The 26,230-nt window shown below is 72.6% G+C and carries 26 protein-coding genes and 2 pseudogenes; 10 read left to right on the top strand and 18 right to left on the bottom strand.

Annotated elements, in window-relative coordinates; all coding sequences use genetic code 11:
- Positions 1-39 precede the first annotated feature (39 nt).
- Entirely contained in the window at positions 40-555 is a 516-nt protein-coding gene (locus U5640_RS35525) for an NUDIX domain-containing protein (RefSeq protein WP_340381888.1), read from the top strand.
- Here the strand turns inward: U5640_RS35525 and U5640_RS35520 are convergent.
- Positions 530-1,234: a hypothetical protein gene (locus tag U5640_RS35520; RefSeq protein WP_340381885.1), complete on the bottom strand. Its 705-nt coding sequence runs from the start codon at positions 1,232-1,234 to the stop codon at positions 530-532. The genes U5640_RS35525 and U5640_RS35520 overlap by 26 nt on opposite strands.
- Before the next feature lie 65 nt (positions 1,235-1,299).
- Here U5640_RS35520 and U5640_RS35515 point away from each other — a divergent pair, with 65 nt between their 5' ends.
- Together U5640_RS35515 and U5640_RS35510 are read left to right on the top strand one after the other, a co-directional pair.
- Positions 1,300-1,692 carry a DUF202 domain-containing protein gene (locus U5640_RS35515; RefSeq protein WP_340381883.1) on the top strand — a complete coding sequence of 131 codons (393 nt, stop codon included), beginning with the start codon at positions 1,300-1,302 and terminating at the stop codon, positions 1,690-1,692.
- Entirely contained in the window at positions 1,689-2,015 is a 327-nt protein-coding gene (locus U5640_RS35510; RefSeq protein ID WP_340381881.1) for a DUF202 domain-containing protein, read from the top strand. Before U5640_RS35515 ends, U5640_RS35510 begins: the two co-directional genes overlap by 4 nt.
- Before the next feature lie 56 nt (positions 2,016-2,071).
- Here U5640_RS35510 and U5640_RS35505 read toward each other — a convergent pair whose 3' ends face one another.
- Complete coding sequence (locus U5640_RS35505) at positions 2,072-3,031, bottom strand: NADP-dependent oxidoreductase (protein ID WP_340381879.1); 960 nt, start codon at positions 3,029-3,031, stop codon at positions 2,072-2,074.
- A gap of 211 nt (positions 3,032-3,242) precedes the next feature.
- Here U5640_RS35505 and U5640_RS35500 point away from each other — a divergent pair, with 211 nt between their 5' ends.
- Positions 3,243-4,265 carry a phosphotransferase family protein gene (locus tag U5640_RS35500; RefSeq protein ID WP_340381877.1) on the top strand — a complete coding sequence of 341 codons (1,023 nt, stop codon included), beginning with the start codon at positions 3,243-3,245 and terminating at the stop codon, positions 4,263-4,265.
- Positions 4,266-4,270: 5 nt separating this feature from the next.
- A complete protein-coding gene (locus U5640_RS35495; RefSeq protein ID WP_340381875.1) occupies positions 4,271-5,485 on the top strand; it encodes an acyl-CoA dehydrogenase family protein in 1,215 nt (404 codons plus the stop codon).
- A 269-nt stretch (positions 5,486-5,754) separates the two neighbouring features.
- On the opposite strand, the gene U5640_RS35490 is transcribed toward U5640_RS35495, so the two are convergent.
- The 3 genes and pseudogenes from U5640_RS35490 to U5640_RS35480 all read right to left on the bottom strand — a co-directional run bounded on the left by U5640_RS35490 (position 5,755) and on the right by U5640_RS35480 (position 7,768).
- Positions 5,755-6,348 carry a TetR/AcrR family transcriptional regulator gene (locus U5640_RS35490; protein WP_067250669.1) on the bottom strand — a complete coding sequence of 198 codons (594 nt, stop codon included), beginning with the start codon at positions 6,346-6,348 and terminating at the stop codon, positions 5,755-5,757.
- A 26-nt stretch (positions 6,349-6,374) separates the two neighbouring features.
- Positions 6,375-6,938: pseudogene (locus U5640_RS35485) on the bottom strand (AMP-binding protein); the annotation flags it as partial.
- A gap of 65 nt (positions 6,939-7,003) precedes the next feature.
- Positions 7,004-7,768: an SDR family oxidoreductase gene (locus U5640_RS35480; protein ID WP_340381872.1), complete on the bottom strand. Its 765-nt coding sequence runs from the start codon at positions 7,766-7,768 to the stop codon at positions 7,004-7,006.
- Positions 7,769-7,953: 185 nt separating this feature from the next.
- Between U5640_RS35480 and U5640_RS35475 the strand changes: the two genes are divergently transcribed.
- Positions 7,954-9,234 carry a serine-threonine protein kinase gene (locus U5640_RS35475; RefSeq protein WP_340381871.1) on the top strand — a complete coding sequence of 427 codons (1,281 nt, stop codon included), beginning with the start codon at positions 7,954-7,956 and terminating at the stop codon, positions 9,232-9,234.
- 23 nt (positions 9,235-9,257) lie between these two features.
- Here U5640_RS35475 and U5640_RS35470 read toward each other — a convergent pair whose 3' ends face one another.
- Positions 9,258-12,047 carry a penicillin acylase family protein gene (locus U5640_RS35470; protein ID WP_340381869.1) on the bottom strand — a complete coding sequence of 930 codons (2,790 nt, stop codon included), beginning with the start codon at positions 12,045-12,047 and terminating at the stop codon, positions 9,258-9,260.
- Positions 12,048-12,258: 211 nt separating this feature from the next.
- On the opposite strand from U5640_RS35470, the gene U5640_RS35465 reads away from it, so the two are divergent.
- A complete protein-coding gene (locus U5640_RS35465; protein WP_340381867.1) occupies positions 12,259-12,867 on the top strand; it encodes a hypothetical protein in 609 nt (202 codons plus the stop codon).
- A 76-nt stretch (positions 12,868-12,943) separates the two neighbouring features.
- On the opposite strand, the gene U5640_RS35460 is transcribed toward U5640_RS35465, so the two are convergent.
- Positions 12,944-13,678, bottom strand: a complete 735-nt coding sequence (locus U5640_RS35460; RefSeq protein ID WP_340381865.1) for a hypothetical protein — start codon at positions 13,676-13,678, stop codon at positions 12,944-12,946.
- A 152-nt stretch (positions 13,679-13,830) separates the two neighbouring features.
- Here U5640_RS35460 and U5640_RS35455 point away from each other — a divergent pair, with 152 nt between their 5' ends.
- Positions 13,831-14,907, top strand: a complete 1,077-nt coding sequence (locus U5640_RS35455) for an RNA ligase (ATP) (protein ID WP_340381863.1) — start codon at positions 13,831-13,833, stop codon at positions 14,905-14,907.
- Between the two features lie 19 nt (positions 14,908-14,926).
- On the opposite strand, the gene soxR is transcribed toward U5640_RS35455, so the two are convergent.
- Positions 14,927-15,388, bottom strand: coding sequence for a redox-sensitive transcriptional activator SoxR (soxR, locus tag U5640_RS35450; protein ID WP_340381861.1), 462 nt, complete (start codon positions 15,386-15,388; stop codon positions 14,927-14,929).
- A gap of 83 nt (positions 15,389-15,471) precedes the next feature.
- Here soxR and U5640_RS35445 point away from each other — a divergent pair, with 83 nt between their 5' ends.
- Entirely contained in the window at positions 15,472-15,933 is a 462-nt protein-coding gene (locus U5640_RS35445; protein ID WP_340381860.1) for a MaoC family dehydratase, read from the top strand.
- A 24-nt stretch (positions 15,934-15,957) separates the two neighbouring features.
- On the opposite strand, the gene U5640_RS35440 is transcribed toward U5640_RS35445, so the two are convergent.
- The 3 genes from U5640_RS35440 to U5640_RS35430 form a co-directional block, all read right to left on the bottom strand.
- A complete protein-coding gene (locus U5640_RS35440) occupies positions 15,958-16,584 on the bottom strand; it encodes a TetR/AcrR family transcriptional regulator (protein WP_340381858.1) in 627 nt (208 codons plus the stop codon).
- 139 nt (positions 16,585-16,723) lie between these two features.
- Positions 16,724-17,011 (bottom strand): YiaA/YiaB family inner membrane protein, encoded by a 288-nt coding sequence (locus tag U5640_RS35435; RefSeq protein ID WP_340381856.1) that lies wholly within the window; start codon positions 17,009-17,011, stop codon positions 16,724-16,726.
- A 60-nt stretch (positions 17,012-17,071) separates the two neighbouring features.
- The gene (locus U5640_RS35430) at positions 17,072-18,223 is read right to left on the bottom strand and encodes an acyl-CoA dehydrogenase family protein (RefSeq protein WP_340385532.1); all 1,152 of its coding nucleotides are present in this window, start codon (positions 18,221-18,223) and stop codon (positions 17,072-17,074) included.
- Positions 18,224-18,288: 65 nt separating this feature from the next.
- On the opposite strand from U5640_RS35430, the gene U5640_RS35425 reads away from it, so the two are divergent.
- On the top strand, positions 18,289-18,921 hold the full coding sequence (locus U5640_RS35425) for a TetR/AcrR family transcriptional regulator (protein WP_340381854.1): 633 nt from the start codon (positions 18,289-18,291) through the stop codon (positions 18,919-18,921).
- 21 nt (positions 18,922-18,942) lie between these two features.
- Here U5640_RS35425 and U5640_RS35420 read toward each other — a convergent pair whose 3' ends face one another.
- The 7 genes and pseudogenes from U5640_RS35420 to U5640_RS35390 form a co-directional block, all read right to left on the bottom strand.
- Positions 18,943-20,022, bottom strand: a complete 1,080-nt coding sequence (locus tag U5640_RS35420; protein ID WP_340381852.1) for a Zn-dependent alcohol dehydrogenase — start codon at positions 20,020-20,022, stop codon at positions 18,943-18,945.
- 13 nt (positions 20,023-20,035) lie between these two features.
- The gene (locus U5640_RS35415; RefSeq protein WP_340385530.1) at positions 20,036-21,424 is read right to left on the bottom strand and encodes an aldehyde dehydrogenase family protein; all 1,389 of its coding nucleotides are present in this window, start codon (positions 21,422-21,424) and stop codon (positions 20,036-20,038) included.
- Positions 21,425-21,533: 109 nt separating this feature from the next.
- A pseudogene (locus U5640_RS35410) lies at positions 21,534-21,821 on the bottom strand (sugar ABC transporter ATP-binding protein); the annotation flags it as partial.
- A 59-nt stretch (positions 21,822-21,880) separates the two neighbouring features.
- Complete coding sequence (locus U5640_RS35405) at positions 21,881-22,681, bottom strand: class F sortase (protein WP_340381850.1); 801 nt, start codon at positions 22,679-22,681, stop codon at positions 21,881-21,883.
- Complete coding sequence (locus U5640_RS35400) at positions 22,668-23,381, bottom strand: hypothetical protein (RefSeq protein ID WP_340381847.1); 714 nt, start codon at positions 23,379-23,381, stop codon at positions 22,668-22,670. The genes U5640_RS35405 and U5640_RS35400 overlap by 14 nt, the downstream gene beginning before the upstream one ends.
- A 91-nt stretch (positions 23,382-23,472) precedes the next feature.
- Entirely contained in the window at positions 23,473-24,744 is a 1,272-nt protein-coding gene (locus tag U5640_RS35395; RefSeq protein WP_340381845.1) for an MFS transporter, read from the bottom strand.
- A gap of 20 nt (positions 24,745-24,764) precedes the next feature.
- A complete protein-coding gene (locus U5640_RS35390) occupies positions 24,765-26,159 on the bottom strand; it encodes a citrate:proton symporter (protein WP_340381841.1) in 1,395 nt (464 codons plus the stop codon).
- Positions 26,160-26,230: the final 71 nt, after the last annotated feature.

Raw genomic sequence — 26,230 nt, 5'->3', positions numbered from 1 at the left:
CGGTTCCCGTCGTCGGCGGGCGGCTGCTTGGATGGGCGGATGAGCGCTGCTGACGAAATCCTCGACATCGTCGACGAGAACGACCGGGTCGTCGGACGGTTCCCGCGGGGGCGGGCGTACGCCGAGGGGTTGCGGCACCGGTGTGTGTTCATCCAGGCCCGGGACGCCGAGGGCCGTCTGTTCGTGCACCGGCGCACTCCGACCAAGCTGGTCTTCCCCTCCCTGTACGACATGTTCGTCGGCGGGGTGGTCGGGGCGGGCGAGGCCTACGACGAGGCCGCGCTGCGTGAGGCCGAGGAGGAACTCGGCGTGAGCGGGCTCCCCCGTCCGGAGTTCCTCTTCAAGTTCCTCTACGACGGCGGCGCCCGTGGGAGCTGGTGGTCGGCGGTGTACGAGGTGCGCTGCGAGCTGCCGGTCAGCCCTCAGGTGGAGGAGGTCGCCTGGCACGCCTTCCTGTCCGAGGAGGAGGTGGAGCGGCGTCTGCCCGAGTGGGAGTGGGTGCCGGACGGGCTCGCGGCGTACGCACGGCTCAAGGAGTACCGGGCGGCGCGCTGAGCAGCGTCTGCCGTATCGGCGGATGGGCGGCGCTGCCGCCGCTCAGCGGGCTGCCGCCCGGTTCCGGCCAGGTCGGGCTCTCCCAGAAGGGGTGGTCGAGGAAGCGCCCGGCCGCGGCGGGCGCCGCCTCCTCGGCCACGCCGACGGCGACCAGCGCGGCCGCGATCCGCTCCCGCGCCTCCTCGACGGGGGTGTCGGCGTCGCCGTAGGCGGGCAGCAGCAGGAGCAGCCGCCGGTCGGGGTCGCGGACCCCCTCGGTGTCCGCCGGTGCCGCGTGGGCCAGGGCGAGCAGGTCGGGCCAGGACAGCCCCGGGCCCCGGAAGTGTCCCTCGATGGCGGCCAGCTCCCGCTCGCGGGGCAGGTCGGGGCCGGTGAGGAGGTAGTCGGTGCCGGAGTCGTCGGGGGCGTTGCGGTGCACCACCCATACCGTCCGGCCCTGCGGCAGCGGTATCCGGTACGCCGGCCACACGTCCGTCCGCTCGTACAGCGCCTCCGCCGCCGCGTCCACGTCGGCGTGGTCCGCGCCGAAGGGCTCCGGATCGTCCGCGAAGGCGTCCCAGACCGGGCCGTAGTACGCGGGCCAGAACCCGGGCAGGCCGAGGAGGTGCTCGGCGGGGGCGATGCCGTGCCCGGGCGTCGCGTACCCGGCCAGTGCCGTGGGGTGGTCCAGGAGGTCCATGTCCGAAACCGTAACGGGAGGCACTGACAACGCCCCCGTCCGAGCCGCCCGGTAGGGTCCTGGGCGTGATCGACTTCGTTCGGAACGTCCGGTTGTGGTTCGCGCCCGCACAGGTGCGGGAGGAGGGCAGCACCCCGGACTACCGGTTCTCGCTGGCCAACGAGCGCACCTTCCTGGCGTGGCTGCGGACCGCCCTCGCGCTGATCGGCGGGGGCTTCGCGGTGGACCAGTTCCTGCCGGACCTGCGCTGGGGCTGGCGGGTCGGTCTGGCGCTGGCGCTGCTGGCGGCGGGTGTGCTGTGCGCGCTGCGCGCGGTGAACCACTGGATGCGCTGCGAGCGGGCGATGCGGCGGGGCGAGGATCTGCCGGCGTCCCGTTTCCCGGCACTGCTGAGCGTGGTCGTCGCGCTGGTGGCGGTGGCGATGGTGGTCGTGGTGCTGCTCGGCTGGGCCGGATGAGCGGGCGGAGCGGGGCGCCGGACCGGGATCCGGGGCTCCAGCCGGAGCGGACGCGGCTGGCATGGCGGCGGACGACCCTGTCCGGTACGGTCGCCGCCGTGCTCGCCGTGAAGACCGCGCTGCACGGCGGCGCCTCGGCGACCGGAATCATCGCCTGTGCCCTGGTCTGCGGGCTGTGGCTGGCGTTCCTGCTGCTCGCCCACCGCCGGATCCGCGCCCTGGCCGCGGCCCCGGAACCGACCGCACTTCCCGCACGGCAGGCCGCTCTGGCGGTGCTGTGCGCGGTGGCGACGGCGGTGTGCGCGGCGGCGCTGGTGGTCTAAAGCGTGTTGCGAGAGTCCCGCACAGCACCGGCGGCACGCGGCGGGCGGCGGGTGGTTCAGCCGGTGTCCCGGTCGTCGGGGGCGTCGTCCCACGGCACCGTCACCACGATCTTGCCCCGGGTGCGTCCCTGCCGGCTCAGCCGGTGCGCGTCCGCCGTGCGTTCCAGTGGGAACGTCGCGGAGACGTGCACGGAGACCACGCCCTGTTCGACCAGTTCGGCCAGCCGGGTGAGGTCCTCGGCGTCGGGCCGTACGAAGTAGTAGACGCCCCCGTAGCCGACGACCTCGCCGTCGGCGATCGACGCCAGACGGCCGTCCGGGGCCAGCAGTTGGGCGGAGACCTTCAAGGTGTCACCGCCGACGGTGTCGAACACCGCGTCGACCCCCTCGGGGGCCAGCCCGCGCACCCGTTCGGCGAGCCCCTGGCCGTAGGTGACCGGTTCGCCGCCGAGGGCGCGCACGAAGTCGTGGTTGGCCTCGCTCGCCGTGCCGATCACCCGGGCGCCGACGTGCCGGGCGAGCTGGACGGCGATCGAGCCGACGCCGCCCGCGGCCGCGTGGACGAGGACCGTCTCGCCGCGCCGGACCCGCAGCACCCGGTTCAGCACCTGGTGGGCGGTGAGGCCGGCCAGGGGCAGTCCGGCCGCCTCCTCCCAGGTGAGGTTGCGGGGCTTGCGGGCGAGGGTGCGCACGGGGGCCGCGACGTACTCGGCGAAGGTGCCGCGGGAGAGGAAGTCCTCGCGGACGTACCCGACGACCTCGTCGCCGGCCGTGTACTCGGAGACGGCCGCCCCCGGCCGGACGACCACTCCGGAGACGTCCCAGCCGGGCACCACCGGGAAGACGGCGTCGAGCACGGGGTCCACGTACCCCTCGCGGCACTTCCAGTCGACGGGGTTGACGGCTGCCGCCCTGACCCTGACCAGCACCGAGTCGGGACCGACCTTGGGGTCGCGGAGCTCTCCGTACTCCAGGACCTCGGGACCGCCGTAGCGGCTGTAGCTGATGCCCTTCATGTCACCGACCCTCCGTGGTGATCGAGTGCGGCGCAACCCGGGTGCCGGGGCGGGGCCGACCGGAAATCACCCGCCACGGCCCGTCCCGCTTCTGCCCGGGCGGCCGTCGGCCTAGGGTGGGCCCGATCACGTCGCGCGCCACCACTGGACTACATACCGACCGGTCGGCATGATGGGCGGGTAGCCTTCACCCGTCCGTAGGAGCGATGTCATGAGCCCCGACCACCCGCCAGGTCTCGACCTCGACCGGCTGCGCGCCCTGCTGGAGCGCGAGCGCCCCGGTCTGGTCGCCGGCCCCCTGACCGGCCGGCTGATCGAGGGCGGACGGTCGAACCTCACCTACGAGGTCGGCGACGGCACGGACAGGTGGGTCGTGCGGCGGCCCCCGCTCGGCCATGTGCTCGCCACCGCGCACGACATGAGGCGCGAGCACCGGGTGATCAGCGCCCTGCATCCGACGAGCGTGCCGGTGCCGCGGCCGGTGCTGCTGTGCGAGGACGAAGGGGTGCTCGGCGCGCCTTTCTACGTCATGGACTTCGTCGAGGGCACCCCGTACCGCACGGCCGCCGAGCTGGCCCCGATCGGCGCGGAGCGCACCCGGGACGCGGTGCTGTCGCTGGTGGACACCCTGGTGGAGCTGCACGCGGTCGACCCGGCCGAGGTGGGGCTGGCCGACTTCGGGCGCCCCGAGGGGTTCCTGGACCGCCAGCTGCGCCGCTGGGGCAAGCAGCTGGACGCCTCCCGCAGCCGCGACCTGGCCGGGATCGACGAGCTGCACGCGGCGCTCGGCCGTGCCCTGCCCTCCTCCCCCGCGCCGGCCGTGGTGCACGGCGACTACCGGCTCGACAACGTCCTGATCGGCGACGACGACCGGATCAGGGCGATCCTCGACTGGGAGATGTCCACGCTCGGCGATCCGCTGACCGACCTGGGCCTGCTGGTGATGTACAGCGTGCCGCTGCGGCTGCCGGACTCCCCCATCTCCACGACCGCCGCGGCCGCCGGTCATCCCGCGCCCGCCGAGCTGATCGAGCGGTACGCGGCGCGCTCGGGGCGCGACGTCTCGGCCGTCTCCTGGTACACGGCGTTCGCCTGGTTCAAGCTCGCCGTGATCCTGGAGGGCATCCACTACCGGTACACGCTGGGCCAGACGGTCGGGCGCGGCTTCGACCGGATCGGGGAGCTCGTCCCCGTCTTCATCGAGCACGGACTGACCACTCTGCAGGAAGGCTGACCGCCATGGACTTCGCGTTCGACGCGCGCACCGAGGAACTGCGCGGGAAGCTGCTCGCCTTCATGGACGAGTACGTCTACCCGGCGGAGGCCCTCGCGGAGGAGCAGCGGGCCGCGCTGGCGTCACCCTGGGACACGCCGGCCGTGGTCGAGGAGCTGAAGGCGGAGGCGCGCAGGCAGGGCCTGTGGAACCTCTTCCTGCCCGACGCCGCGTACGGCGCGGGGCTCACCAACCTGCAGTACGCGCCGCTCGCCGAGATCACCGGGCGCTCCCCGCAGCTCGCGCCCACCGCGCTGAACTGCGCCGCTCCCGACACCGGGAACATGGAGGTGCTCACGCAGTTCGGGGACGAGCAGCAGCGCAAGCAGTGGCTGGAGCCGCTGCTGGCGGGCGAGATCCGCTCGGCGTTCGCGATGACCGAGCCGGAGGTGGCCTCCTCCGACGCCACCAACATCACCACGCTCATCCGGCGCGAGGGTGACGAGTACGTCATCACGGGACGCAAGTGGTACATCTCCGGCGCGATGAACCCCGACTGCAAGATTCTCATCGTGATGGGCAAGACGGACCCCGAGGGCGCGGACATCCGCCGCCAGCAGTCCATGGTGCTCGTGCCGCGCGACACCCCGGGCGTCACCGTCAGGCGGGCCATGCAGGTGTTCGGCTACGAGGACCACTACCACGGCGGTCACGCCGAGGTGGTCTTCGAGGACGCGCGCGTGCCGGTGACGAACCTGATCGGCGAGGAGGGCGGCGGCTTCGCCATCGCCCAGGCGCGGCTCGGTCCGGGCCGGATCCACCACTGCATGCGGCTGATCGGCATGGCGGAGCGGGCGATCGAGCTGATGTGCCGGCGGGCGGTGTCCCGGACCGCGTTCGGCAAGGCCCTCGGTCAGCAGGGTGTGGTGCACAACTGGATCGCGGACGCGCGCGTGACGGTCGAGCAGCTGCGGCTGCTGGTGCTGAAGACCGCCTGGATGATGGACACGGTCGGCAACCGGGGCGCCCACACGGAGATCCAGGCCATCAAGATCGCGACGCCCCGTGCGGTCGTCGACATCATCGACCGGGCGATCCAGCTGCACGGCGCGGGCGGGGTCAGCCAGGACTTCCCGCTGGCCGAGCTGTACGCCGGGGCGCGCACGCTGATGATCGCGGACGGCCCGGACGAGGTGCACCAGCGGTCACTGGCACGGCGTGAGCTGAAGAAGTACCTGTAGGGCGCGCGGTAGCGCCCGGTAGGACGCGGTAAGGGGCGGTCGCCAGGGACGACCGCCCCTTACCCCTGTTGCCGCCCCTTGCCCCTGTTACCGGTTTCCCCGTGCCTAGTGCCGTGACCGGAAAGGTTTGCCGGGAAGCTCGCGGCGTCCGGTGCGGTGCATCGCAAGGCGGAGCGTCGCCCGCGTACCGGATGTACTCGGGTGATGCGACAACGCGGCGAGGTGCCGTGCCGGGCGCCGCGAGCCGGTGAACCTTTCCGGTCACGGCACTAGGGCCGCAGGGCGCGCAGCAGCAGGTCCGCGAGGTGGTCGGCGACCTCCTGGGCCCCCATCGGGCCGTCCGGGCGGTACCAGGTGGACAGGTGGTGGACGGAGCCGAAGTGGTAGTCCACCACCAGGTCGGCCGGGGTCGCGGTGGAGAAGACGCCGGCCTCCTGGCCCTCCTCGACGAGGGCGCGGAAGCGTTCGTGGTAGCGCCGGCGCTCGGCGCGGACCTGCTTGTTCTTCTCGGGGCTCAGGTGGTGCATCGAGCGGAAGAAGATCATCGCGTCGTCGAGGTTCTCGATCGTCGTGACGACGACGTCGGCCGCGGCGCCGCGCAGCCGCTTCTCGATCGGTTCGTCGGCGTCCGCGAAGGCGTCCAGGCGCTCCTGCTGGACACGCAGCACGCGCGCGTACACCTCGTGCAGCAGATCGTCCTTGGAGCCGAAGTAGTGGTACAGCGCCCCCTTGGTGACGCCGGCCGCCTCGACGATCTCCTGCACCGAGGTGCGGTCGTAGCCCTGCTCGGCGAAGAGCCGGGTGGCGGCGGCGAGGAGCCGTTGCGGAACAGGGGCCTCCGAGCCGTCCGTCGTCCTGGGCACTGCCGCCACCTGCCTTCCTTCTCGTTCTACCGGTCGTGCGTGCGGGAACGCAGTTCCCGACGGAGGATCTTCCCACTTGCCGTCGTGGGCAGGTCGGGCAGGACCTCCACGTGGCGGGGGTAGGTGCAGGCCGCCAGTCTGTCCTTGCGGTAAGCGGCGAGCGTATCGGCATCCGTGTCGGCGCCGGGACGCAGGCTGACGTAGGCCTTGACGGTCTCGCCCCGGTAGGCGTCCGGCGCGCCGACGACGGCGGCCTCGCGCACGGCGGGGTGGGTGTACGGCGCGCCGGTGCGCAGTTCGCCGCCGGGGAAGGCCTCGGCGGTCGCCTCGGGCCGCCGCCAGGAGCCGGGGACGACCTGCCGCCCCCGTACGGCGATCTCGCCGTGTTCCCCGACGGGCACCTCCTCGCCGCGGTCGTCGAGGATGCGTACGACGGTGTCGGGTCCCGGCAGGCCCACGGCGAGGGAGCCGGAGACCGGGTCGACGGGCGCCTCGTGCTGGGGCGGGACGGAGGCGCAGGGCGCGGTGCACTCGGTGAGTCCGTAGCCGTTGCGCAGGTACGCCCCGAAGCCCGCCCGGAACCGCTCCACCGTCGGGGCCCGCTGGACGACGTCCGGCAGGGCCACCCAGGGCTCGGCCGCGTAGCGCGAGGCGGTCATCCGGTGGCCTCCCACTTCTGCTGGAGGTGGTTCATGCTGCCCAGCCAGTGGTCGGGGTCGGCGGCGCGCGCCCGGTAGAAGCCGGCCACCTCGGGGTGCGGCAGGATCAGGAACCGGTCCTCCTCGATGCCCTTGAACAGGGCGTCCGCCACGTCCTCCGGCTCGATCGCGGTGGGCTTGAGCACCAGGTCGCCCGCGCTGCCGGTGGCGTCCAGCATGTCGGTGCGCACGCCCTGCGGACAGATCGCGTGGACCTTGATCCCGCGGTGGCGGTAGGTGAGCGAGAGCCACTCGGCGAAGGCGTAGGCGCCGTGCTTGGTGACGCTGTACGGGGCGGCGCCGATCATCGTGAGCAGTCCCGCGGCGGAGACGGTCGAGACGAACCGCCCGCCGCCCCGCTCCAGCCAGTCGGGCAGCAGGGCATGGGCGGCCCGCACATGGGCCATGACGTTGACGTCCCAGGCCTGGGCCCACACGGCCTCGCCGGCCGCCTCGGAACCGCCGGAGGCGACCCCGGCGTTGGCGCAGTAGACGTCGACGGTGCCGCCGAGCGCCTCCCGGGCGGGGCCGACGACCGCCGAGGCGTCCCCGGGCAGGGCGGTCCCGCCGATCTCGTCGGCGACGGCCCGGGCCCGTCCCGCGTCCAGGTCGTTGACGACGACCCTCGCCCCCTCGGCGGCGAACCGCCGGGCCAGCGCGGCCCCGATCCCGCCCCCGGCCCCGGTGACGACGACCCCAGCACCCTGCACGGCTCCCACCATCGGTCTCCTCCGACACGACGCGACACGGCTCAGCAGGGCCAGACTAACCGGTCGGTATGTAGGAGGAAAGAGACGCACGACCCACCCGCAGCCGAAACGCAACCCATGACGTATGGCCAAGTTCATCAGTTAGCAGGACGATACGCCGCACATCGCACAGGCCCGGGGGACGGGAGCGAAGCCACATGGCACCACCGACGATGAGCGTGAGCCCGTACTGGGAACTGACCTTCGACGCGGACGGGGACGTCGATCCCCGGGAGCGCGACCGCCTGCTGGCCGGGGTGCGCACGAGCGGGATCCACGACCTGATCCTCTTCTCGCACGGCTGGAACAACGACCGGGCCGGCGCCACCCGTCTCTACAGCGGCTTCTTCGCCCCGATCCCCGCCCTCGCGCCGCCGGCCGCGAGGATCGGCTACGCGGGACTGGTGTGGCCGTCGATGCGGTTCTGCGACGAGCCGATCCCCGACCTCCCGCACACGGCGACGGCGGTCCCGACCCGGGGGCTGGACGACGGCACCCGGCACGCGCTGCTCGAGACCTTCCCCGGCCGGGCCACGGTGGTCGAGAGCATCGCCCGGCTGCTGGAGCAACGGCCGCGGGAGGCGAGCGAGCTGGAGGAGTTCGGCCGGCTGGTGCGGGAGCTGGTGGACGCGGTCCCGCCCGGCCCGCAGGCGCCGTTCGCCGCCGACACGCTCGCCGAGGGCGTCCCGCAGGACGAACCGGAGATGTTCACCGGGTCGACGGGGACAACCTGCGCCGCGTTCGCGACGGCCCTGGCCGGGCTCGACGGCGACGCCGGGGTGCGCGGCCTCGCGCTGCCCCACCCCTGGGACGGGGCGAAGGAGCTGCTGCGGCAGGCGACGTACTACGCGATGAAGCGGCGCGCGGGGACGGTCGGCGAACGGGGGCTCGGGCCGCTCGTCGGGCGGCTGGCCGAGGCGGCGCCCGGGGTGCGGGTGCATCTGGTGGGGCACAGCTTCGGCGGACGGCTGGTGGCGTTCGCGCTGCGCGGGCTGCCCGAGGGGGTGCGTACCGTGAAGTCGGTGACGCTGCTCCAGGGCGCCTTCTCGCACTACGCGTTCGCCGCGCACGGGGTGCTCCAGGGGCACCAGAACCGGATCGACGGCCCTCTGGTGTGCTGCTACTCGCGGTTCGACCAGGCGCTGGGCACGATGTACCCGCTGGCCTCCCGGATGGCCGGGGACGACCGGGGGCTGGTCGGGGAGGTGCTGGGCGCCAAGTGGGGCGCCATGGGCCACGACGGGGTGCAGTCGGTGCCGGACACGCGCGCGTACCGGCTCGCCGAGGTGCTGGCCCCCGGGCGGCTGCCGGCCTCGGGGTGCGTGAACGTCGACGCGGCCGAGGTGGTCCGGCGGGGCGGGGCGCCGGCCGGGGCGCACAGTGACATCGTGCACCCCGAGCTGGCGCGGGTGGTGCTGGCGGCGGGCCGCATCACCTAGGACGCGGCCCGCCGTCGTAGCGCCTAGCGGTGGGACGTGAACTCGACCACCTGCTGGAAGGTGGGCCGGTTCTGCCAGCTGATGTTGGAGTGCTTGATGCCGCCCAGGGTGCGCTGGACGATCGAGTCGGCGCACCACTGGTTGCCCGCCGCGCACAGGGTGTCACCCGGGTAGACCTGGGCCGCGGTCTTGCCGGCCGCCGTCTTCAGGGTGCTCATCAGGACGTCACGGCAGCCGCTGAGCGTGCCGCCGCCGCAGTACTTCTGCGTCAGCCCGCCCTGCACCGTCTGACCGAGCACGGCCCGGACGTCCTTGTCGACATAGCTCCACCAGCCGTACTGGAAGGAGCTGCCGGCGTGCGCCCCGGTCGGTCCGTGGGCCGCCGACGGGGACTCGTCGATGGGCAGGTTGGCGGTGAACGCGGTGTACAGGTCGGTGCCGAGTCCGGGCTGGAACTCGCCCTGGACCAGCAGCGGCCACCAGGCGTCCAGGATCCGGATCGCGTCGGCGTTGGCGTAGGTCTTCGAGCCGGCCGAGGTCTCGGTGCGTTTGCCTCCCGCGGTCAGCCAGGTCTGGAGCTTGGTGACCGCCGCCGCGACCGCGGAGTCGGTGACCGTGGAGCTGTTGATCACCTTCAGCAGGTTGGGCAGGACGTCCTCGGCGCGCAGGTCGGCGAGGGCGGCGTCGGCCATCGCCTTCACCAGGGAGGCCCGGGTGACGCCGCCGGCCGCGACCAGGGCCTTGACCCGGCTCTCCAGGAGGTTGCCGCGGTGCACGGAGCCGTCGCCCCAGGAGGCCGTGGTGTAGTCGAGGGCCTGTTTGTTGTTCCAGGAGACGTAGTAGTCCTGGTCGACGGAGTTGGGGTGCGCCGAGGCCGGGGTGTAGTCGGCCGTGTTGGTGGCCGGCACCCAGTTCTTCCACTCGTACGCCGCCTGCGCCCACACCGGGAACTCGGAGTCGACGCCGCTCGCGCGCACCGGGTTGTCACCGCTGTTGTAGTACGCGGTGTGCGTGGAGTCGGCGTAGAACCAGTTGAAGGTGTAGTTGATGTGCTGCACCGCGCTCTGGAACGTCTGCGGGCTCTTGACGTAGTCCGGGTCGTTCAGCATCTGGAAGCCGATGATGGAGTCGGCCTCGTGCATGAACGACGAGCGCAGGGTGGTGTAGGCGACCTTCTTGCCGCCGACGGTCGCCCGGTACTCCACGGGGCCGTACTTGGTGCGGTACACCCGCATCGTGTACGAGCCCGTCGCGGTGCTGTCGGCGGTGGTCGGCTTCCAGGAGTTCTTCTGCTCGACGACGTCCATGGCCGTGCAGGTGCCGTGGTACAGGTAGTGGTAGTCGTCCTGGCAGAGCTCGACCGCGTAGGTGTCGATGATGTCCTGGCCGGAGGTCGTGGCGGACCACGCGTAGTCCTGGCCGCGGCCCAGCTCGACGTACATGCTCAGTCCGGCGAAGGACGCGCCGCGGGCGCTGATGCCCGGGCCCTGGATCTCCTGGAGCATGAGCAGCTGCGGGGCGAAGTAGCCGGTCTGCGGGCCGAAGACGGCGATCGGGTGGCCGCTCGCGGTGTACTTGCCGCTCACGACGAGGGCGTTGGACATCCCGCGCCGGGCCGAGCTGAGGGCGGTCGCGGTGGCCGCCGCGGCGGTGGCGGAGGCGCTCTGGTCGGCGCCGGTGCCGGAGGCGTCGTAGACCAGCGGCTGGGTGCTGACCGATCCGGCGTCCGGCAGCGCCTGGCCCTGCGCGGTGTCGGGCTTGGCGCCGTACGGGAAGCTCTCGCCGTTGTGGACGGTGAGGACGGCCTCGGGGTCGTTGCGCTCGCGGAACGCCTCCCAGACCTTGGTGCCCTCGGTGACGCCGTACTTCTCCTGCGCCTCGAGCAGCGAGATGGCGTTGTTGACCTCGCCACCGCCGCCGGAGCCGAACAGCGCGCCGATCACCGAGGCGAGCGCCACCAAGTCGGTGATCTTGAAGTGGTCGATGGTGCCCGCGTTGGTGATTGAGTCCTTGTGGCCGGTCAGGACGTACTCACCGGGGAAGTAGCGACCGCTGTCGGAGGCGTCGATGTAGGCGTTGATGCCGTCGAGGTAGGCCTTCGCGTCCGCGAGGGCCTGCTGGCCGCGGGTGCCGTTGGTCGCGACGGCGTTGTCGATCTGGGCCTGGAGGTCTGCCTCGGTGTACGGAGCGTTGCGCCAGAACTGCTGCTCGAGACCCTGGTTGGAGGGGGCGCCGCCGGCGAAGGTGGTGAGCTGGCCGCGGCCGACGTGGCGGAAGACGTCCATCAGCCACAGCCGGTCCTGGGCGGCGGCATACCCGGCGCCGAACTCCGTGCCGTATCGGGTGGTACCGGTGATGTGCGGAACGCCCGTCTTCTTGTCGCGGACGATCGTCACGTCGCTGCGGCCGGCGGGACTCAGGGTGGAGGCGACTTGATCGGAAGCGACACCGAACGACGCGTCGTTGAAGAAGGTGTTGATCGTGGCGTTGGTGAGGCCGGAGTAGCCCTTGGCCAGGTTGGCGTAGGGGCCGAGCTGGTCCTCGGCGTGGTCGGGCTGGGTGCCGAAGGCCTGGTTGAGGAGGACCTGGGCGAGGGTGGCGTTGCCGTTCTCGCCGGGCGGCAGGATGTCGGAACACTGTCCGCCGCAGTAGTCGTTCGCCGTGGTGACGTCGGCCGCGGCAGCGGTCGTCTGGGCAAGGGGCGACAAAAGACCGGCAATGAGGGCGCATACGGATGCGGTCTTCAGGAACCCGGGGAATCTGCCGGGAGTTCTCAGTCTGTCGAGAGTGAAGCGTGGGGTGCGCCGTGGCATCGGCTGCTCCTAGCGACTGGGGGGGTCGGCGGAAGGTTACCGGCGGTATCCCCGGGATTGAAGATGAACATGCGTCAAGTTTTCGGCATCTGGAGGGCGATGGAGATCGGAGGGAGCCGAATCGCATGTCGATACGTCTATTCGACGACGTCCGTACGACGACGCCGAAGTGACCGAAGTGCAGGTGCAGATGTGACGGAGGTGCAAGGCGATGGCGGGTTTCCGGAGTCTGGCGAGACAGGCGCGAGACGCTCGGTGCGATCTGGCACTGCGGCGTTACTCACTCCGCAAGTGCCTTGAGCGGTTCGCTCCCTACGGGCACAGGGCGACCTGGGACCATCTGTGCTCCCGGGCCGGGTTCGGCCCCGAGGACCGCTCCCCCGACCCGGCGCGGCTCGTGGCCGCGTTGGACGAGCTGGAGGAGGCGCGGGCGGTCTGGCTGGCCTACGAGGTCGAGTTCGCCGAGCGCCGCAAGAAGGAGAAGCACGACGGGCTGCGCAGGCCGGGCAGCGTCGACGACTGGCACCGGCTCACCTGGGGCGGCTTCGGGGTGGCGTGGTGCGACGACCCGCGGGTCCACCCCCGTGCGCCGCTGGCGGAGGTGCTGCGCCGGCTGATCAGCGCGCTGGAGCGCGAACCGGGCCACTCCTGCCCCGTCTGCGGGGGTGAACGCCTGCAGTGGAAGTACGACCTGGACCACGAACCGTCGTCGGGTCCGGTCTGCACCGACTGCGGCATCCTCGTGCCGCGCCCCGTCCTCACCCCCGAGGCGCTGGCGTACGCCCGGCGCGGACGGCTGCTGGTGTCGGTGTCGGCCTGAGCCCCCTGAGGGCGCGCGAGCACGAGAGCACACCGGGGGTGCGTCGGGGATGCCGCACCCCCCATGGAGCCGACGCTCAGTCGCCGGGCGAGGAGCTGTACCAGTACGGGTGCGCCCAGCGGTCGTCGTGGGGCAGGGCGAGGAGTCCGGTGCGCAGCGCGAGGTCGGGCTCACCCGCCACGCGCAGCCGGGCGGGGGCGTTCTCGGCGAGCCAGGCCCGGAGCGCGGCGACGACGGCGGGCTCGTCGTCCGGGGCCCACCAGGAGAACGGCGACTCGTCGAAGACGAGTTGGTGCTCCCACCGGGCGACGCAGCTCACCAGGTGCGCGTCGGCGGCCGGTCCGGGCAGCCACCGGTCGAGGAGCGGGGTCTGGACGCCGAGGATCATGGCGCAGGTCTCGAACACGTCCGCGGCCGGGTACGGCGGGGCGGCCGTCGCCAGGACGTCCTGCCACCAGGCGAGCACGAACCCCTCGATCGCCGCCGCCTGTCCGGCCGGCCAGGTGCGCCAGGCGACGCGGGCGAGCCCCGGGCAGCCCCAGCCGATGCCGTCCAGGGTGCCGTCGGCGAGGGCGTGGGCGGTCTGGGGCAGCAGGCGGCGCATGGACGCGGCGTGGTCGTCGAAGTGGCCGGGGCCCTCGAAGGCGTACCGGCGCAGGACGTCCGGGGGGATCCGCGTGTACGGGGTGCGCAGGTGGGCGGTCTCCTCGGGCAGGTGACAGAGGGGGCAGCCGGTCTCGTGCGGACTGGCGAAACCGTTGAAGAGTGTGTCGATGTCCGCGAGCGCGGCGGCGAGGGCGGGTGAGGGCAAAGGAGTTCGTCCCGTCGGGACTCCGCGCGCGACGGTGTCGCCGCCGGCCGAAGAGCGTGACGCTACCAGCCGTTAATCGGTCGCTCCAGCCCTTTCCCGCAAGGACAGTTGGGGGTGATGAAACCGAGCTGAGCAACCGAAGGAGCCCCTCGATGTCGACGCTGCGCGTCACCGCCGAAGTCCTGACCGTGCACGAACACCCCAACGCCGACGCCCTCGAACTGGCCCAGGTCGGCCTGTACCGGGCCGTGGTCGCCAAGGGCGCGTACCGCACCGGTGAGGCCGCCCTCTACATTCCCGAGCAGGCGGTGCTGCCGCTCGCGCTGGTCGAGGAGCTGGGGCTGACCGGACGGCTTGCGGGCAGCAGGTCGGACCGGGTGAAGGCGGTGCGGCTGCGGGGCGAGCTGTCCCAGGGGATCGTGTGCCGGCCGAAGGCGCTGGCGGACGTCGATCTGGTGCGGGCGGCCGCGGACGGCACCGACTTCGCGGAGCTGCTCGGCATCGTGAAGTGGGTGCCGCCGATCCCGCCCACCATGAGCGGGGAGGTCGAGACTGCGGCGGATCTGCTGCCGTGGGTCGACATCGAGAACATCCAGCGCTACCCCGGCATCTTCGAGCCCGGTGAGCCCGTGGTCCTCACCGAGAAGCTGCACGGCTCGGCGTGCCTGATGACGTATGTCGCGGGCGAGGAACGGGTGTACGTCTCCTCCAAGGGGTTCGGCGCCAAGTCGCTGGCGCTGGCGGAGGATCCGCGCAACCTGTACTGGCGGGCGGTGCACGGGCACGGTGTCGCCGAGGCGGCGGCCCGTGTCGCCGAGCGGCTCGGGGCGCGGCGGGTCGGTGTCTTCGGCGAGGTGTACGGCGCGGGCGTGCAGGATCTGACGTACGGCGCGGACGGGCGGCGCGAGTCGCTCGGGTACGCGGTGTTCGACGTGTCGGTGGACGTCGGGGGCGTCGTGCGCTGGCTGGACACGGCGGAGGTGACGGGGCTGCTGGAGGGCGAACTGCCGCTGGTTCCCCGGCTGTTCGAGGGGCCGTACGACAGCGAGGTCGTCCTGGGGATCGCGACGGGGCGGGAGACCGTGTCCGGGCGGGGGCTGCATCTGCGCGAGGGCGTGGTGATCCGGCCCGCTGTCGAGCGGTACAGCCCGGTGACCGGGGGCCGGGCGATCGCCAAGGCGGTCAGCGGGGCCTATCTGACACGGAAGGGCGGGACGGAGTACGAGTAGGACGCGGACGGGACCGCCCCTACGTCCTCCGCTCCGCCAACAGCCGTGACCCGGTCAGCCGCTCGCCGAACACGTCGTCGGGGTTGGACAGCACGCAGGTGTCGAGGGAGAGGCACCCGCAGCCGATGCAGTCGGTGAGGTGGTCGCGGAGACGGTTGAGCTGCTGGATGCGCCGGTCCAGTTCCGCCCGCCACCGCTCGGAGAGCCGCGCCCAGTCCTCCCGGGTGGGCGTGCGCTCCTCGGGAAGTTCGAGGAGCGCCTCGCGGATCGTGGCGAGCGGGATCCCGACCCGCTGCGCGGCCCGCACGAAGGCGACCCTGCGGAGCGTGTCGCGGTGGTAGCGGCGCTGGTTGCCGGCGGTGCGGCGGCTGGTGATCAGCCCCTTGGACTCGTAGAAGTGCAGGGCGGAGACGGCGGCGCCGCTGCGCGCGGCGAGCTGGCCGACCGTGAGCTCGTGGACCTTCTCGGGAATCTGGGGCACCCCTCGAACCCTACCGGCCCCTTCGGCTACCATGCTAAGCAGTCGCTTAGCAGATGAGACCGCGCGAGAGGGCCCGAGACGACATGGCAGAGCCGAGGATCTTCACGTCCGCCGAGGAACTGAGGGCGGCGGTGGGCGAGCAGCTGGGGTACACCGACTGGCTGGAGATCGACCAGAAGCGGATCGACCTGTTCGCCGAGGCCACCGGTGACCACCAGTGGATCCACGTCGACCCGGAGAAGGCCGCGACGGGCCCGTTCAGGACGACCATCGCCCACGGCTATCTGACGCTGTCCCTGCTGCCGCTGTTCGGGCCGCAGCTGATCACCGTCGAGAACGTGAAGATGGGCGTCAACTACGGCACGAACAAGGTGCGCTTCCCCTCGCCCGTCCCGGTCGGCTCGCGACTGCGCGCCACCGCGACGATCACCGGCGTGGAGGACGTCACCGGCGGGGTCCAGGTCGCCATCGCCTTCAGCGTGGAGCGCGAGGGCGGGGACAAGCCGGTGTGTGTCGCGGAGTCGGTCTCCCGCTACTACCTCTGACCGCCCGGACCCCGGGCGCGGCCGCTACGTCGCCGCACCCACCATCCGCAGCACGAGGTCGGCGTACAGCGCGCCGACCTCGTCCGGCGTGCGGGGACCGTCGACGTTGAACCAGCGGGCCACGTCGATGCAGAGGGAGAGCACGGCGAGCGTGGTGCCGTGCACGTCGATGACCTGGAACTCCCCCGCCGTCACACCGTCCTGGATGATCCCGCGGACCTCGGCGTCGACCTGCCGGCGCAGGCCGAGGATCTCGGCGCGGGCGTCGGGACCGAGGGCGTCCAGTTCGTACTGCACGACCCGGGCCGTGGTGCGCCGCCCCGCGTGCCAGCGGACGAAGGAGCTCACGGCCTCCGCGAGCCGCTGGGTCGCGCTGCCCTCACCGGCCGCCGCGGTGCGCAGGATGGCCAGCGCGCGGTCGTGGCCGATCCGGCTGATGCGGTGCAGCAGCTCTTCCTTGGTCTTGTAGTGGATGTACAGGGCGGCCGGGCTCATGCCCGCGCGTCCGGCGATGTCGCGGGTCGTCGTCGCGTGGTAGCCGCGTTCGGCGAAGGCCTCCACGGCGGCGACGAGCAGTCGCCTGGCCGCGTCAGGGGTGACCTCGTCCCACGGCTCGGTCTCGCCGCCGGCCGTCTCCTGAGCCGTACTCATCCCTCGCTCGCCCCTCTCGGTACAGTCGCTCCACCATACCGCCGAAGGTGAGCGGCCGCTTAGAGTGGCCGCTCAGCGTAGGGGAAACCCTCGGAACCCACGGGCCGCGGGGATCCCGCGGGGCGCACCGGGCGCGCTTTCAGATCTTCTCGAAGGGGTCGTGCTCGGCGAGCAGCTTCTCCAGCCGGGCCTGGTCGACCCGGCTGACGATCGTCCCCGCCTCCTGCCGGTCACGGATCACCTTCGCCAGGGTGAAGGAGGAGGTCACCAGGTACAGGACCGCGACGGCCAGGAACGCGCGCACCCAGGCGTCGGCGTTCATCCGGTAGATCCCGATCGCCGTGGCCGCCGTGGCGACGGCGAAGGAGGCGACGGCCTGCCCGTAGAACGCGGCCGTGTTCTGCTGTTTGACCGGTGTGTCACTCATGGGCGACAGCATTCCGCCGATGTGGCGCGTACCACATCCGTACGGGTACTCAGAGGGTACTCAGAACGCCGACACGCCCGTCAGCGCCCGCCCGATGAGCAGCTTCTGGATCTGGCTGGTGCCCTCGTACAGGGTCATCACCCGGGCGTCGCGCAGCAGCTTGCCCGCCGGGTACTCGTCGATGTAGCCGTAGCCCCCGAAGACCTGGAGGGCGTTGTTGGCGGCGCGCACGGCGGCCTCGGACGCGAAGAGCTTGGCCTTGGAGGACTCGACGGCGAACGGCAGTCCGCGGTCGACCAGATCGGCGACCCGCCAGGTCAGCAGCCGGGCCGCGTCGACGTCCACGGCGATGTCGCTGATCAGCTCCTGGATCAGCTGGTGGTGGGCGATGCTCCGGCCGAACTGCTCGCGCTCGCCCGCGTACCGCACGGCCGCGTCCAGGGCGGCCTGGGCGATGCCGACACAGCCCGCCGCGACCGACATCCGGCCCTTGGCGAGCGCCGCCATGGCGACCGAGAAGCCCTTGCCCTCCCTGCCGAGCAGGGCGGAGGCGGGCACCCGGACGTCCTCCAGGACCAGCTCGGCGGTGGCCTGGCCGCGCAGGCCGAGCTTGCCGTGGACGGTACGGCGGGTGAGGCCGGGGGTGTCGGCGGGGACCAGGAAGGCGGAGACGCCCTTGTGTCCGGGGGCGTCCGTGGAACGGGCGAACAGCAGGACGACGTCGGCCCAGGTGCCGTTGGTGATGAACATCTTGCTGCCGTTGATCACATACGAGTCGCCGTCCCGCACGGCCCGGGTGGCGAGGCTGCCGGCGTCCGAGCCGGTGCCGGGCTCGGTGAGGCCGAAGCAGCCGACGAGCGCGCCGGAGGTCAGTCCGGGCAGCCAGCGCCGCTTCTGCTCCTCGTCGCCGAAGGCGGCGACGGTCTTCGCGACCAGCCCGAGCGACACGGAGACGATCCCGCGCACCGACGAGTCGCCGCGCCCCAGCTCCTCCGTGACCAGGCAGTACGCGAGATGGTCGCCGCCGGATCCGCCGTACTCCTCGTCGATCGTCAGCCCCAGGAAGCCGACCTCGCCGAGCTTCTTCACGAGGCCCCGGTCCACCTCCTCGGCGCGGTCCCAGGCGACGACGTGCGGGGTGATCTCGCGCTCGACGAAGTCCCGGGCCAGCTGCCGTACGGCCTCCTGCTCGTCGTCGAGCCCCAGGTGCACCACGAGATCACCTCATCTTTAAATTAGCAGTGCTAGTTTCTTTGGGCAGCCCTACTATGTGCGCCATGGCCCGACCGCGCAAGCCCCTGCTCAGCACCGACCGGATCGTCGAGACCGCACGGACGCTGGTGGACGAGGAGGGCCTGGCGGCCGTCTCCACGCGCCGGCTCGCCGCCGAACTCGGGGTCAGCGGGCCCTCGCTCTACAACCACTTCCGCACCAAGGACGAGATCCTGGAGGCCGTGGCCGACTCGGTGAGCGCCCAGATCGACCTGTCGATGTTCGACGACGGCCGCGACTGGCGGACCGCGCTGCACGACTGGGCGGTCTCCTACCGCGCCGCCCTGCGCGACCACCCGAACATCGTCCCGGTCCTCGCCCAGGGCCCCGGCCGCCGCCCGGCCGGGCTCCGGGTCGCCGACGCCGTCTACGGCGCGATGGTCGCGGCCGGCTGGCCCCCCGCCCAGGCCACCTCCATCGGCGCCCTGATGCGCTACTTCATCATGGGCTCGGCGCTGGGCTCCTTCGCCGGCGGCTTCGTGGACGACGCCGAGGCCTACGACCCCGCCGACTACCCGCACCTCGGCCAGGCCCACCTCCTGGCCGAGCAGCAGGAGAAGATCGACGAGCGGGCGTTCGAGACCGGCCTGACGGCCCTGCTGGACGGGCTCGCCGCCCAGCACCGCCACCTGCCCTGAGCCCGGCCGGGGAACGCGGCCCTAGAAAACCACCAGGGCCCGGCCTCCCTTGCCCGCGAGCATGTTCTCGAAGGCGCCGGGGATGCCGTCGAGGGCGATGTGCTCGGTGACCATCGCGGAGAGGTCGAGGCGCCCCGCGCGGACGTGGTCGGCGAGGACGGGCAGGTCCTCGGCCGGGTTGGCGTTGCCGTAGACACAGCCGGACAGGGTCCTGCCCCAGTGGAACAGCTCCAGGGCGTTGAAGGTGACCTGCTGGTCCTTGCCGCCGATGCCGACGACCGTGGTGCGGCCGCCGCGCCGGGTGGACTCCCACGCCGTCCGGATGGTGACGGCACGGCCCACGCACTCCACCGCCACGTCGACGCCCTGCTTGCCGGTGAGGCCGCGGATCTCGCGGGCCGTCCGCTCGGAGGCGACCAGGTACTCGGTGGCGCCGGCCGCCCGCGCCAGTTCCTCCTTCTCCGGGGAGACGTCCACGGCGACGACGGTGGAGGCGCCGGCGATCCGGGCGGCCTGGAGGGTGGCCAGGCCCACCCCGCCCACGCCGAGGACGGCGACGGTCTCGCCGGGGCGGACGCGTGCGCTGTGGTGGACGGCGCCGTATCCGGTGAGGACCGCGCAGCCGAGGAGGGCCGCGTCCACGAGCGGGACGCCGTCGGGCAGCGGCAGGACGCAGGAGGCGTCGACGACGGTCTCCTCGGCGAACGCGGCGACGTTCAGACCGGGGTGGAGGTCGGTGCCGTCGGCGGTGCGGGCGTACACGTCGGCGGAGCCGGCCAGGGCGTTGGCGCACAGCCAGACCTCGCCGAGTCCGCAGGCGTGACAGCGCCCGCAGGACGGGGCCCAGTTGAGGACGACCCGGTCGCCGGGCGCCACCCGGGCGACACCGTCGCCCACGGACACGACCGTGCCCGCGCCCTCATGGCCGAGGACCGCGGGGACGGGCACCCGCATGGTGCCGTCGGACAGGGACAGATCGGAGTGGCAGACCCCGGCGGCGGCGAGCCGCACCCGGACCTGGCCGGGGCCGGGGTCCGGCAGGTCGATGTCGGTGATCTCCAGGGGGGCACCCACGGCGGGGAGCACGGCGGCGCGGACCATGGCGGCAACCTCCTCAGAACTGAAGGGACTTGGTCTGGAGGTACTCGGCGAGACCGTGCGCGCCGAGCTCCCGGCCGACGCCCGACTGCTTGTAGCCCCCGAACGGGGCGCGGGGGTTGAAGCGGCCGCCGTTGATGTCGACCTGGCCGGTGTCCATGCGCCGGGCGAAGGCGACCGCCTCGGCCTCCTCCCCCGCCCAGACCGCGCCGGCCAGGCCGTAGACCGTCCCGTTGGCGATCCGCAGGGCGTCCTCCTCGTCCTCGTAGCGCAGGATCGACAGGACCGGGCCGAAGATCTCCTCCTGGGCGATCGTCATCTCGGGGGTGACGTCGGCGAAGACGGTCGGCGCGACGAAGTAGCCGCGCTCGCGCGGCGATTCGGGGCCGCCCGTGACCAGCCGGGCGCCCTCGGCGAGGCCCTTCTCGATGTACCCCCGCACCCGTGCCTGCTGCCGGGCGTTGACCAGCGGGCCGATGCGGTCGGCGTACTTGGCGGCGGCCGTCGCGGCCAGGTCGACGGCCTCGTCGTAGCGGTCGCGGTGGACCAGCATGCGGGTCCAGGCGCTGCACGTCTGGCCGGAGTTGGACATGACGTTGGCCACGCCTGTGTTGACCGCCTTGGCGAGATCGGCGCTCGGCAGGATGACGTTGGCGGACTTGCCGCCGAGTTCCAGGGCCACCTTCTTGATCGCGGCGCCGGCGGTGGCGGCGATCTGCCGTCCGACGGCCGTGGAGCCGGTGAAGGAGACCAGGTCGACGCCGGGGTGCTCGGCGAGGGCCCGGCCCGTGACCGGGCCGAGGCCGGTGACGAGGTTGAACACCCCGGCCGGGACACCGGCCTCGTGGACGGCCTCGGCGAAGAGCTGGGCGGTGAGCGGGGTGTCCTCGGCGGGCTTGAGGACCACCGTGCAGCCGGCGGCCAGGGCCGGGGCGACCTTGGCGACGATCTGGTGCAGCGGGTAGTTCCAGGGCGTGATGGCGGCGACCACGCCGATCGGCTCGTGCAGGACGGTGGAGTTGCCGACCTTCTCCTCGAAGGAGTGGGTGGCGGCGAGTTCGGCGTAGGAGCCGGCGACCGCGATCGGCAGGCCGGCGTGGACCGCGTGGGAGAACGCCGGCGGGGAGCCCAGCTCGGCGGTGACGGTCTCGGCGATCTCGGCCTTGCGGCTCGCCAGGGCGTCCCGGAGCGCGGTCAGCCGGGCGGCGCGTTCGGCGGGCGGGGTGGCCGCCCAGCCGGGGAGCGCGGCGCGCGCGGCCCGTACGGCGGCGTCGACGTCCTCGGCGTCACCGGCCGGGACCCGGGCGATCACCTGCTCGTCGGCCGGGTCGACGACCTCGATCACGTCCCGGCCCGCGGCGGGGCGCCAGGCGCCGTCGAGATAGATGCCGTCGTGTGCCTTCATCGCGTTCCTCCCGGCGGTGGTGGTCATCAGCGACCTAAACTAGCGTCGTTAGTTTTCCGGCACCAGGGGCCGCCGGGGGGGACCACGTCACCGTACGGGGTGTGTCTGCTCACTCCTCCAGGTAGGGCAGCCGCGCCGGGGTCGGGCAGATGCGCTCGCCGTGCCGGTCATGCCGTATCGGAGGTCGACGTCGGGGGTGGTGCGGACCACGAGGTCGCCGGGGACGCGCACCTGCGGGGTCCCGGACGGCGGGTCCGGCACGGCCGGCTCGTCCAGGACGACGACCGGTCCGGCCCGCACACCGCCCGCGCGTCCCCGCAGCCGCCCGAGCACCCGCCGTCCCGGGGCGGCGCCGGTGGGCGCGCGCGGCCGGGCCCGGCGCCTCGAAGCCGATGTCGTGGGCGTACGCGCCGTCGGGCAGCAGCTCGCCCTCGGTGATGTACGGCGTGCAGGGGTTCAGGTCGGCGAGGGGCGGGGGTCCGGGCCGAGGACACGGGTGAAGTGGGCGAAGACGACCAGGTTGCCGTCGTAGCCCGTCCTGCGGTGGAAGGTGCCGCCACAGGTGATCAGCCGCAGCTCGGGACGGCCGCGGTCGCCGTACACCTCCCCGTTGGGGAAGTGCGCCTTCTCGTACTTGCGCAGCGCGTCGACGGCGTAGACGGCGGTACGGCCGTCGGCCCTGCGGACCTCGATCAGCTTGCCCCGCCTCAGCTCCGACAGGCCCGCGAAGACGGCCGGACCGTTGTCGGTGTCGAGGTGCCCGACGGCGACGGCGGTCCCCCGCCCGCCCGGCCCCGGACCGTCCGCGTACCAGCCGACCCGGTGGGCGTCGTTCTCGGCGGGCGCGGGCAGCCGACGGCGGTCGTCGAGCCGGAGGTCCATGACGGGGGCGTCCACGCTGAGGTAGGGGATGAGGAGGCGGACGGCCCGCGCGTACGGCAGGGGCGGGGGGACGGCCGCCGAAGGGGTCGCGCGGGCTTCGCCGGGGGACGGGGCGCTCCGGGGGCGGGAGTCGCCGTCCTGGCGACGGGGCGCGGCGAGCGGGCCCGCGCCGCCGGCGGGGTCGCCGGGCACCGTTCCCGCGACCCGGCCGGAGCCCCCGGGGCCGGCCACCGCCGGGCCCGGGGGTTCCTCGTCCTGGGTCCAGTGCACGCACCCCGTGACCAGCGCGGCGGTCAGGACGACCGTCCGGGTCAGGCGGTAGGCGCGCGTCCGGTACCAGGGCCTGCGCCTGCGCCGCCGTCTACGCGGCGCCATGCGGACGGCGACGGAGCCGGAACCAGATCACTCCGCCGACCGCGGCCACGCCCACGGCCGCCGCACCGGCCACCGGCCCGAACGCGGCGTCCCGCGCGAGCCCGCCGGCGCCGGCGGGGGGACCGCCGTGGGGGCCGCCGGGGTAGCCGTGCTGGCCGCCCGGATCACCGGTGGGGTAGCCGGTGGGGTAGCCGGTGCGTGTCTCGCTCGGGCTGGTGCTGGGACTGGCGCTCGGGCTGCCGCTGGGGCTGGTGCTCGGGCTGCCGCTGGGGCTGGGCGAGCCGGAGGCGCAGTCGACCCAGAAGGTCTTCTGCTTGTCCGGGCCGCCGTCGCCGTCGGGCGTCGTGAAGGTGAGCTTGTAGTGCCCGTCGGGAAGGTTGATCTCCTCGCTCTGCCCCGTACCGTCGGTGTTGATCACGATCTGGCCGGTGGCACCGGCCGGTCCCGAGGACGGCGGCTGGGTCTCGATGACCCAGGTGGCGGTCTCACCCGCGTCGAAGTTGAAGGCGTCGATGTAGAACAGGCAGACGTGGGGGTCGTTCTCCGGCCCTGTGGCGGGCGTTCCGACCGCGTGGATCTTGACGTCTCCGTCGGTGGCGGCGAACGCGTGCCCCCCGGCCAGGGCGCTCCCCGCGACGGTGAGGGCCGCGAGGGCGGCGATCCGGGCGCCGGCGCGGCGGGGGCGGGGCGTGACGTGCATGCAGGCTCCTCTGAGTCAGATGATTTTCATACAAATCACTCGTCTTCTGACTCTTTGTCACATCCGCGCCCCGAACGCCAAAAGCCTCGCCCTACGTCCCGTCCACCTTCCCTCTTACTTCCCTCTTACGGCCCACCGCGGAGCCGGAGCCGGAGTCCGGGCGGGAGTCAGGGCCGGAGCCGCGCGGCTCGGCCGGCTTCTCCGGGGAGCGCAGGGCCACCGCCGACGACAGCAGCAACAGCGCGCCCAGCATCACGAAGGGCGCCGCCACCCCCGCGACCCCGGCGACGAGCCCCGCCGTGGCGGGCGCGGCGACCTGGCCGAGGCGGTTGCCGGTGAGCCGCAGCGCGAGGGCCGTGGAGCGGGCCCCGTCGGGCGCGGCCTGCACGACCGTCGTCATGGACAACGGCTGCCCGACCCCGAGACAGAAGCCGAGGACGGCGAGGATCACGCCGAGCGCCCAGACCGGCACCGGCAGCGCGATCCCCGCGCACAGCAGCGCCGCCAGCAGACAGGTCACGGCGAGCAGCAGCGCCCGGCCGAGCAGCCGCAGCAGCGGGGTGAGGACGAGCCGGCAGGCGATGGTGGCCGCCGCGCGGACGCTGAGCAGGACGCCGATCACGGAGGGCGCGATGCCCCGGTGCTCGCCGACCACCGGGAGGTAGGCGGTGAGGATGTCGGTCGCGGAGAGCACGGCGAGGCTGACCAGGATGCCGGCCGGGACGCCGCGGGTGCGCAGGATGCGGCCGACGGCGACGCGGTCACCTGGTGCCGTACGGGACGTGGCCGCCGTATCGCGGTGTTCGAGGCGCCACAGGGAGGTGAACGCGACCGCGCCGCCCGCACCCGCGACGAGCAGGGCGAGCGCGCTGGTGCGCACCATGTCGTCGCGGGCGATCAGGGCACCCGCCGCGACCGGGCCGACGAGCTGGCCGAGTGAGGCGCCGATCGTGAAGTGGCCGAAGTTGCGGTCCTGTTCGTGCGGGGCGGACTGGCGGGCGACGAGCGACTGGGAGCCGATGACGAAGCACAGGTGGCCGAGGCCCATCACCCCGCTCCACAGGGCCATCGTCGCCGGCGAGCCCGCCAGGCCGCTCAGCGCGCAGCCGCCGGAGATGAGGACCACGCCCACCGGCAGCAGCGGGGCGCACCGGCCGTGGTCCGTGCGGCGGCCGAGCGGTACGGCGGCGAAGAGCGGCAACAGGGCGTAGACGCCCGCGATGACACCGACGGCCCGTTCGTCGGCGCCCAGCGCGAGGGCCCGGTAGGAGACGGCGGGCCGGGCCATCGACACCGCCCCCTGCGCGAAGGTGAAGGCGATGACGAGTCGGAGCAGCCAGCCGCGGTTCCTGCCGGGCCTCACGAAGTCCTCCATGGGGCAGCTCAGATGATGCCGAACAGCAGGCCCGCCCCGAGGATCACCAGACAGGTGAGGGCGGCCCACTTGACCACGAAGCGGGTGTGGTCGCCGAACTCGACCTTCGCCATGCCGACCAGGACGTAGACGGCCGGGACGAGCGGGCTCGACATGTGCAGGGGCTGGCCGACGAGCGAGGCACGGGCCATCTCCAGCGGCGTCACCCCGTGCGCGGCACCGGCCTCGGCGAGGACCGGCAGGACGCCGAAGTAGAAGCCGTCGTTGGACATGAAGTAGGTGAGCGGGAGGCTCAGCAGGCCGGTGACGAGGGCCATGTGCGGGCCCATGCCCGCGGGGATGACGTCGACCATCCACTTCGCCATGTGGTCGACCATGCCGGTGCCCTGGAGGACGCCGGTGAAGACGGCGGCGGCGAAGACCATGCCGGAGACGTTGAGGACGTTGTCGGCGTGGGCGGCGAGCCGGGCCTTCTGGTCGGGGATGTGCGGGAAGTTGACGGTGAGCGCGGCCGCGGCGCCGAGCAGGAACAGCACCGGGATCGGCAGCCACTCCATGATCATGGCGGTCAACAGGGTGACGGTGAGCAGCGCGTTGAACCAGTACAGCTTGGGGCGCAGGGTGGCCCGGTTCGGGTCGAGGCCCTGGAAGCCCTCGTCCTGCGGCTCTTCGGGGAGGGACGCGCCGCCGGTTCCCCCGGTGGCCTTCGCCTCGCCGCCGGTGCCGGCGGCGGCGCCCACCAGGACGGTCTCGGCCTCCTGGGGCTCCAGCACCTCGTCCAGCGTCAGCACACCGAGCCGCTTGCGCTCGCGGCGGCCGAGCACGTACGCGAGGACGAAGACGAAGAGGAGGCCCACGGCCAGCGCCGGGATCATCGGCACGAAGATGTCGCTCGCGTCGAGCTTCAGCGCGGTCGCGGCGCGGGCGGTCGGGCCGCCCCAGGGCAGCGTGTTCATCACGCCGTTGGCCATGGCGGCCACTCCGGTCATCACGACCAGGCTCATCTTCAGGCGCTTGTACAGCGGGTACATCGCCGAGACGGTGATCATGAAGGTGGTGGAGCCGTCGCCGTCGAGGGAGACGATCGCGGCGAGCAGCGCCGTGCCGACGACGACGCGCAGCGGGTCGGCCTTGCAGAACTTCAGGATGCCCCGGACGATCGGGTCGAAGAGGCCGACATCGATCATCACGCCGAAGTAGACGATCGCGAACATGAGCATCGCCGCCGTCGGGGCGAGGCTGCCGACGCCGTCGATGACGTAGTCACCGAGCTTGGCGCCCTTTCCGACGAAGACGCAGAACAACGCCGGGATCAGTACGAGCGCCGCGATCGGCGACATCTTCTTCATCATGATCAGGACCAGGAAGGTCGCGATCATGACGAAGCCGAGGATGGTCAGCATGAATGGATACCTCACGTTCGCCCTTGAACATCCCACCTGGGGGTCGGCGGTGCGTTGACGTTAGGTCCGTT

It is taken from the genome of Streptomyces sp. SS7 (assembly GCF_037993025.1).
Classification (GTDB): Bacteria; Actinomycetota; Actinomycetes; order Streptomycetales; family Streptomycetaceae; genus Streptomyces.
This window is presented reverse-complemented; position numbering and strand designations above follow the sequence as displayed.

Bases quoted from the DNA above. Each gene is read 5' to 3' on its own strand.
- U5640_RS35525 (WP_340381888.1), top strand. From the start codon at position 40: ATGAGCGCTGCTGACGAAATCCTCGACATCGTCGACGAGAACGACCGG.
- U5640_RS35520 (WP_340381885.1), bottom strand. From the start codon at position 1,234: ATGGACCTCCTGGACCACCCCACGGCACTGGCCGGGTACGCGACGCCC.
- U5640_RS35510 (WP_340381881.1), top strand. From the start codon at position 1,689: ATGAGCGGGCGGAGCGGGGCGCCGGACCGGGATCCGGGGCTCCAGCCG.
- U5640_RS35505 (WP_340381879.1), bottom strand. From the start codon at position 3,031: ATGAAGGGCATCAGCTACAGCCGCTACGGCGGTCCCGAGGTCCTGGAG.
- U5640_RS35500 (WP_340381877.1), top strand. From the start codon at position 3,243: ATGAGCCCCGACCACCCGCCAGGTCTCGACCTCGACCGGCTGCGCGCC.
- U5640_RS35495 (WP_340381875.1), top strand. From the start codon at position 4,271: ATGGACTTCGCGTTCGACGCGCGCACCGAGGAACTGCGCGGGAAGCTG.
- U5640_RS35480 (WP_340381872.1), bottom strand. From the start codon at position 7,768: ATGGTGGGAGCCGTGCAGGGTGCTGGGGTCGTCGTCACCGGGGCCGGG.
- U5640_RS35475 (WP_340381871.1), top strand. From the start codon at position 7,954: ATGGCACCACCGACGATGAGCGTGAGCCCGTACTGGGAACTGACCTTC.
- U5640_RS35470 (WP_340381869.1), bottom strand. From the start codon at position 12,047: ATGCCACGGCGCACCCCACGCTTCACTCTCGACAGACTGAGAACTCCC.
- U5640_RS35465 (WP_340381867.1), top strand. From the start codon at position 12,259: ATGGCGGGTTTCCGGAGTCTGGCGAGACAGGCGCGAGACGCTCGGTGC.
- U5640_RS35455 (WP_340381863.1), top strand. From the start codon at position 13,831: ATGTCGACGCTGCGCGTCACCGCCGAAGTCCTGACCGTGCACGAACAC.
- U5640_RS35445 (WP_340381860.1), top strand. From the start codon at position 15,472: ATGGCAGAGCCGAGGATCTTCACGTCCGCCGAGGAACTGAGGGCGGCG.
- U5640_RS35440 (WP_340381858.1), bottom strand. From the start codon at position 16,584: ATGAGTACGGCTCAGGAGACGGCCGGCGGCGAGACCGAGCCGTGGGAC.
- U5640_RS35435 (WP_340381856.1), bottom strand. From the start codon at position 17,011: ATGAGTGACACACCGGTCAAACAGCAGAACACGGCCGCGTTCTACGGG.
- U5640_RS35425 (WP_340381854.1), top strand. From the start codon at position 18,289: ATGGCCCGACCGCGCAAGCCCCTGCTCAGCACCGACCGGATCGTCGAG.
- U5640_RS35420 (WP_340381852.1), bottom strand. From the start codon at position 20,022: ATGGTCCGCGCCGCCGTGCTCCCCGCCGTGGGTGCCCCCCTGGAGATC.
- U5640_RS35415 (WP_340385530.1), bottom strand. From the start codon at position 21,424: ATGAAGGCACACGACGGCATCTATCTCGACGGCGCCTGGCGCCCCGCC.
- U5640_RS35405 (WP_340381850.1), bottom strand. From the start codon at position 22,681: ATGGCGCCGCGTAGACGGCGGCGCAGGCGCAGGCCCTGGTACCGGACG.
- U5640_RS35400 (WP_340381847.1), bottom strand. From the start codon at position 23,381: ATGCACGTCACGCCCCGCCCCCGCCGCGCCGGCGCCCGGATCGCCGCC.
- U5640_RS35390 (WP_340381841.1), bottom strand. From the start codon at position 26,159: ATGCTGACCATCCTCGGCTTCGTCATGATCGCGACCTTCCTGGTCCTG.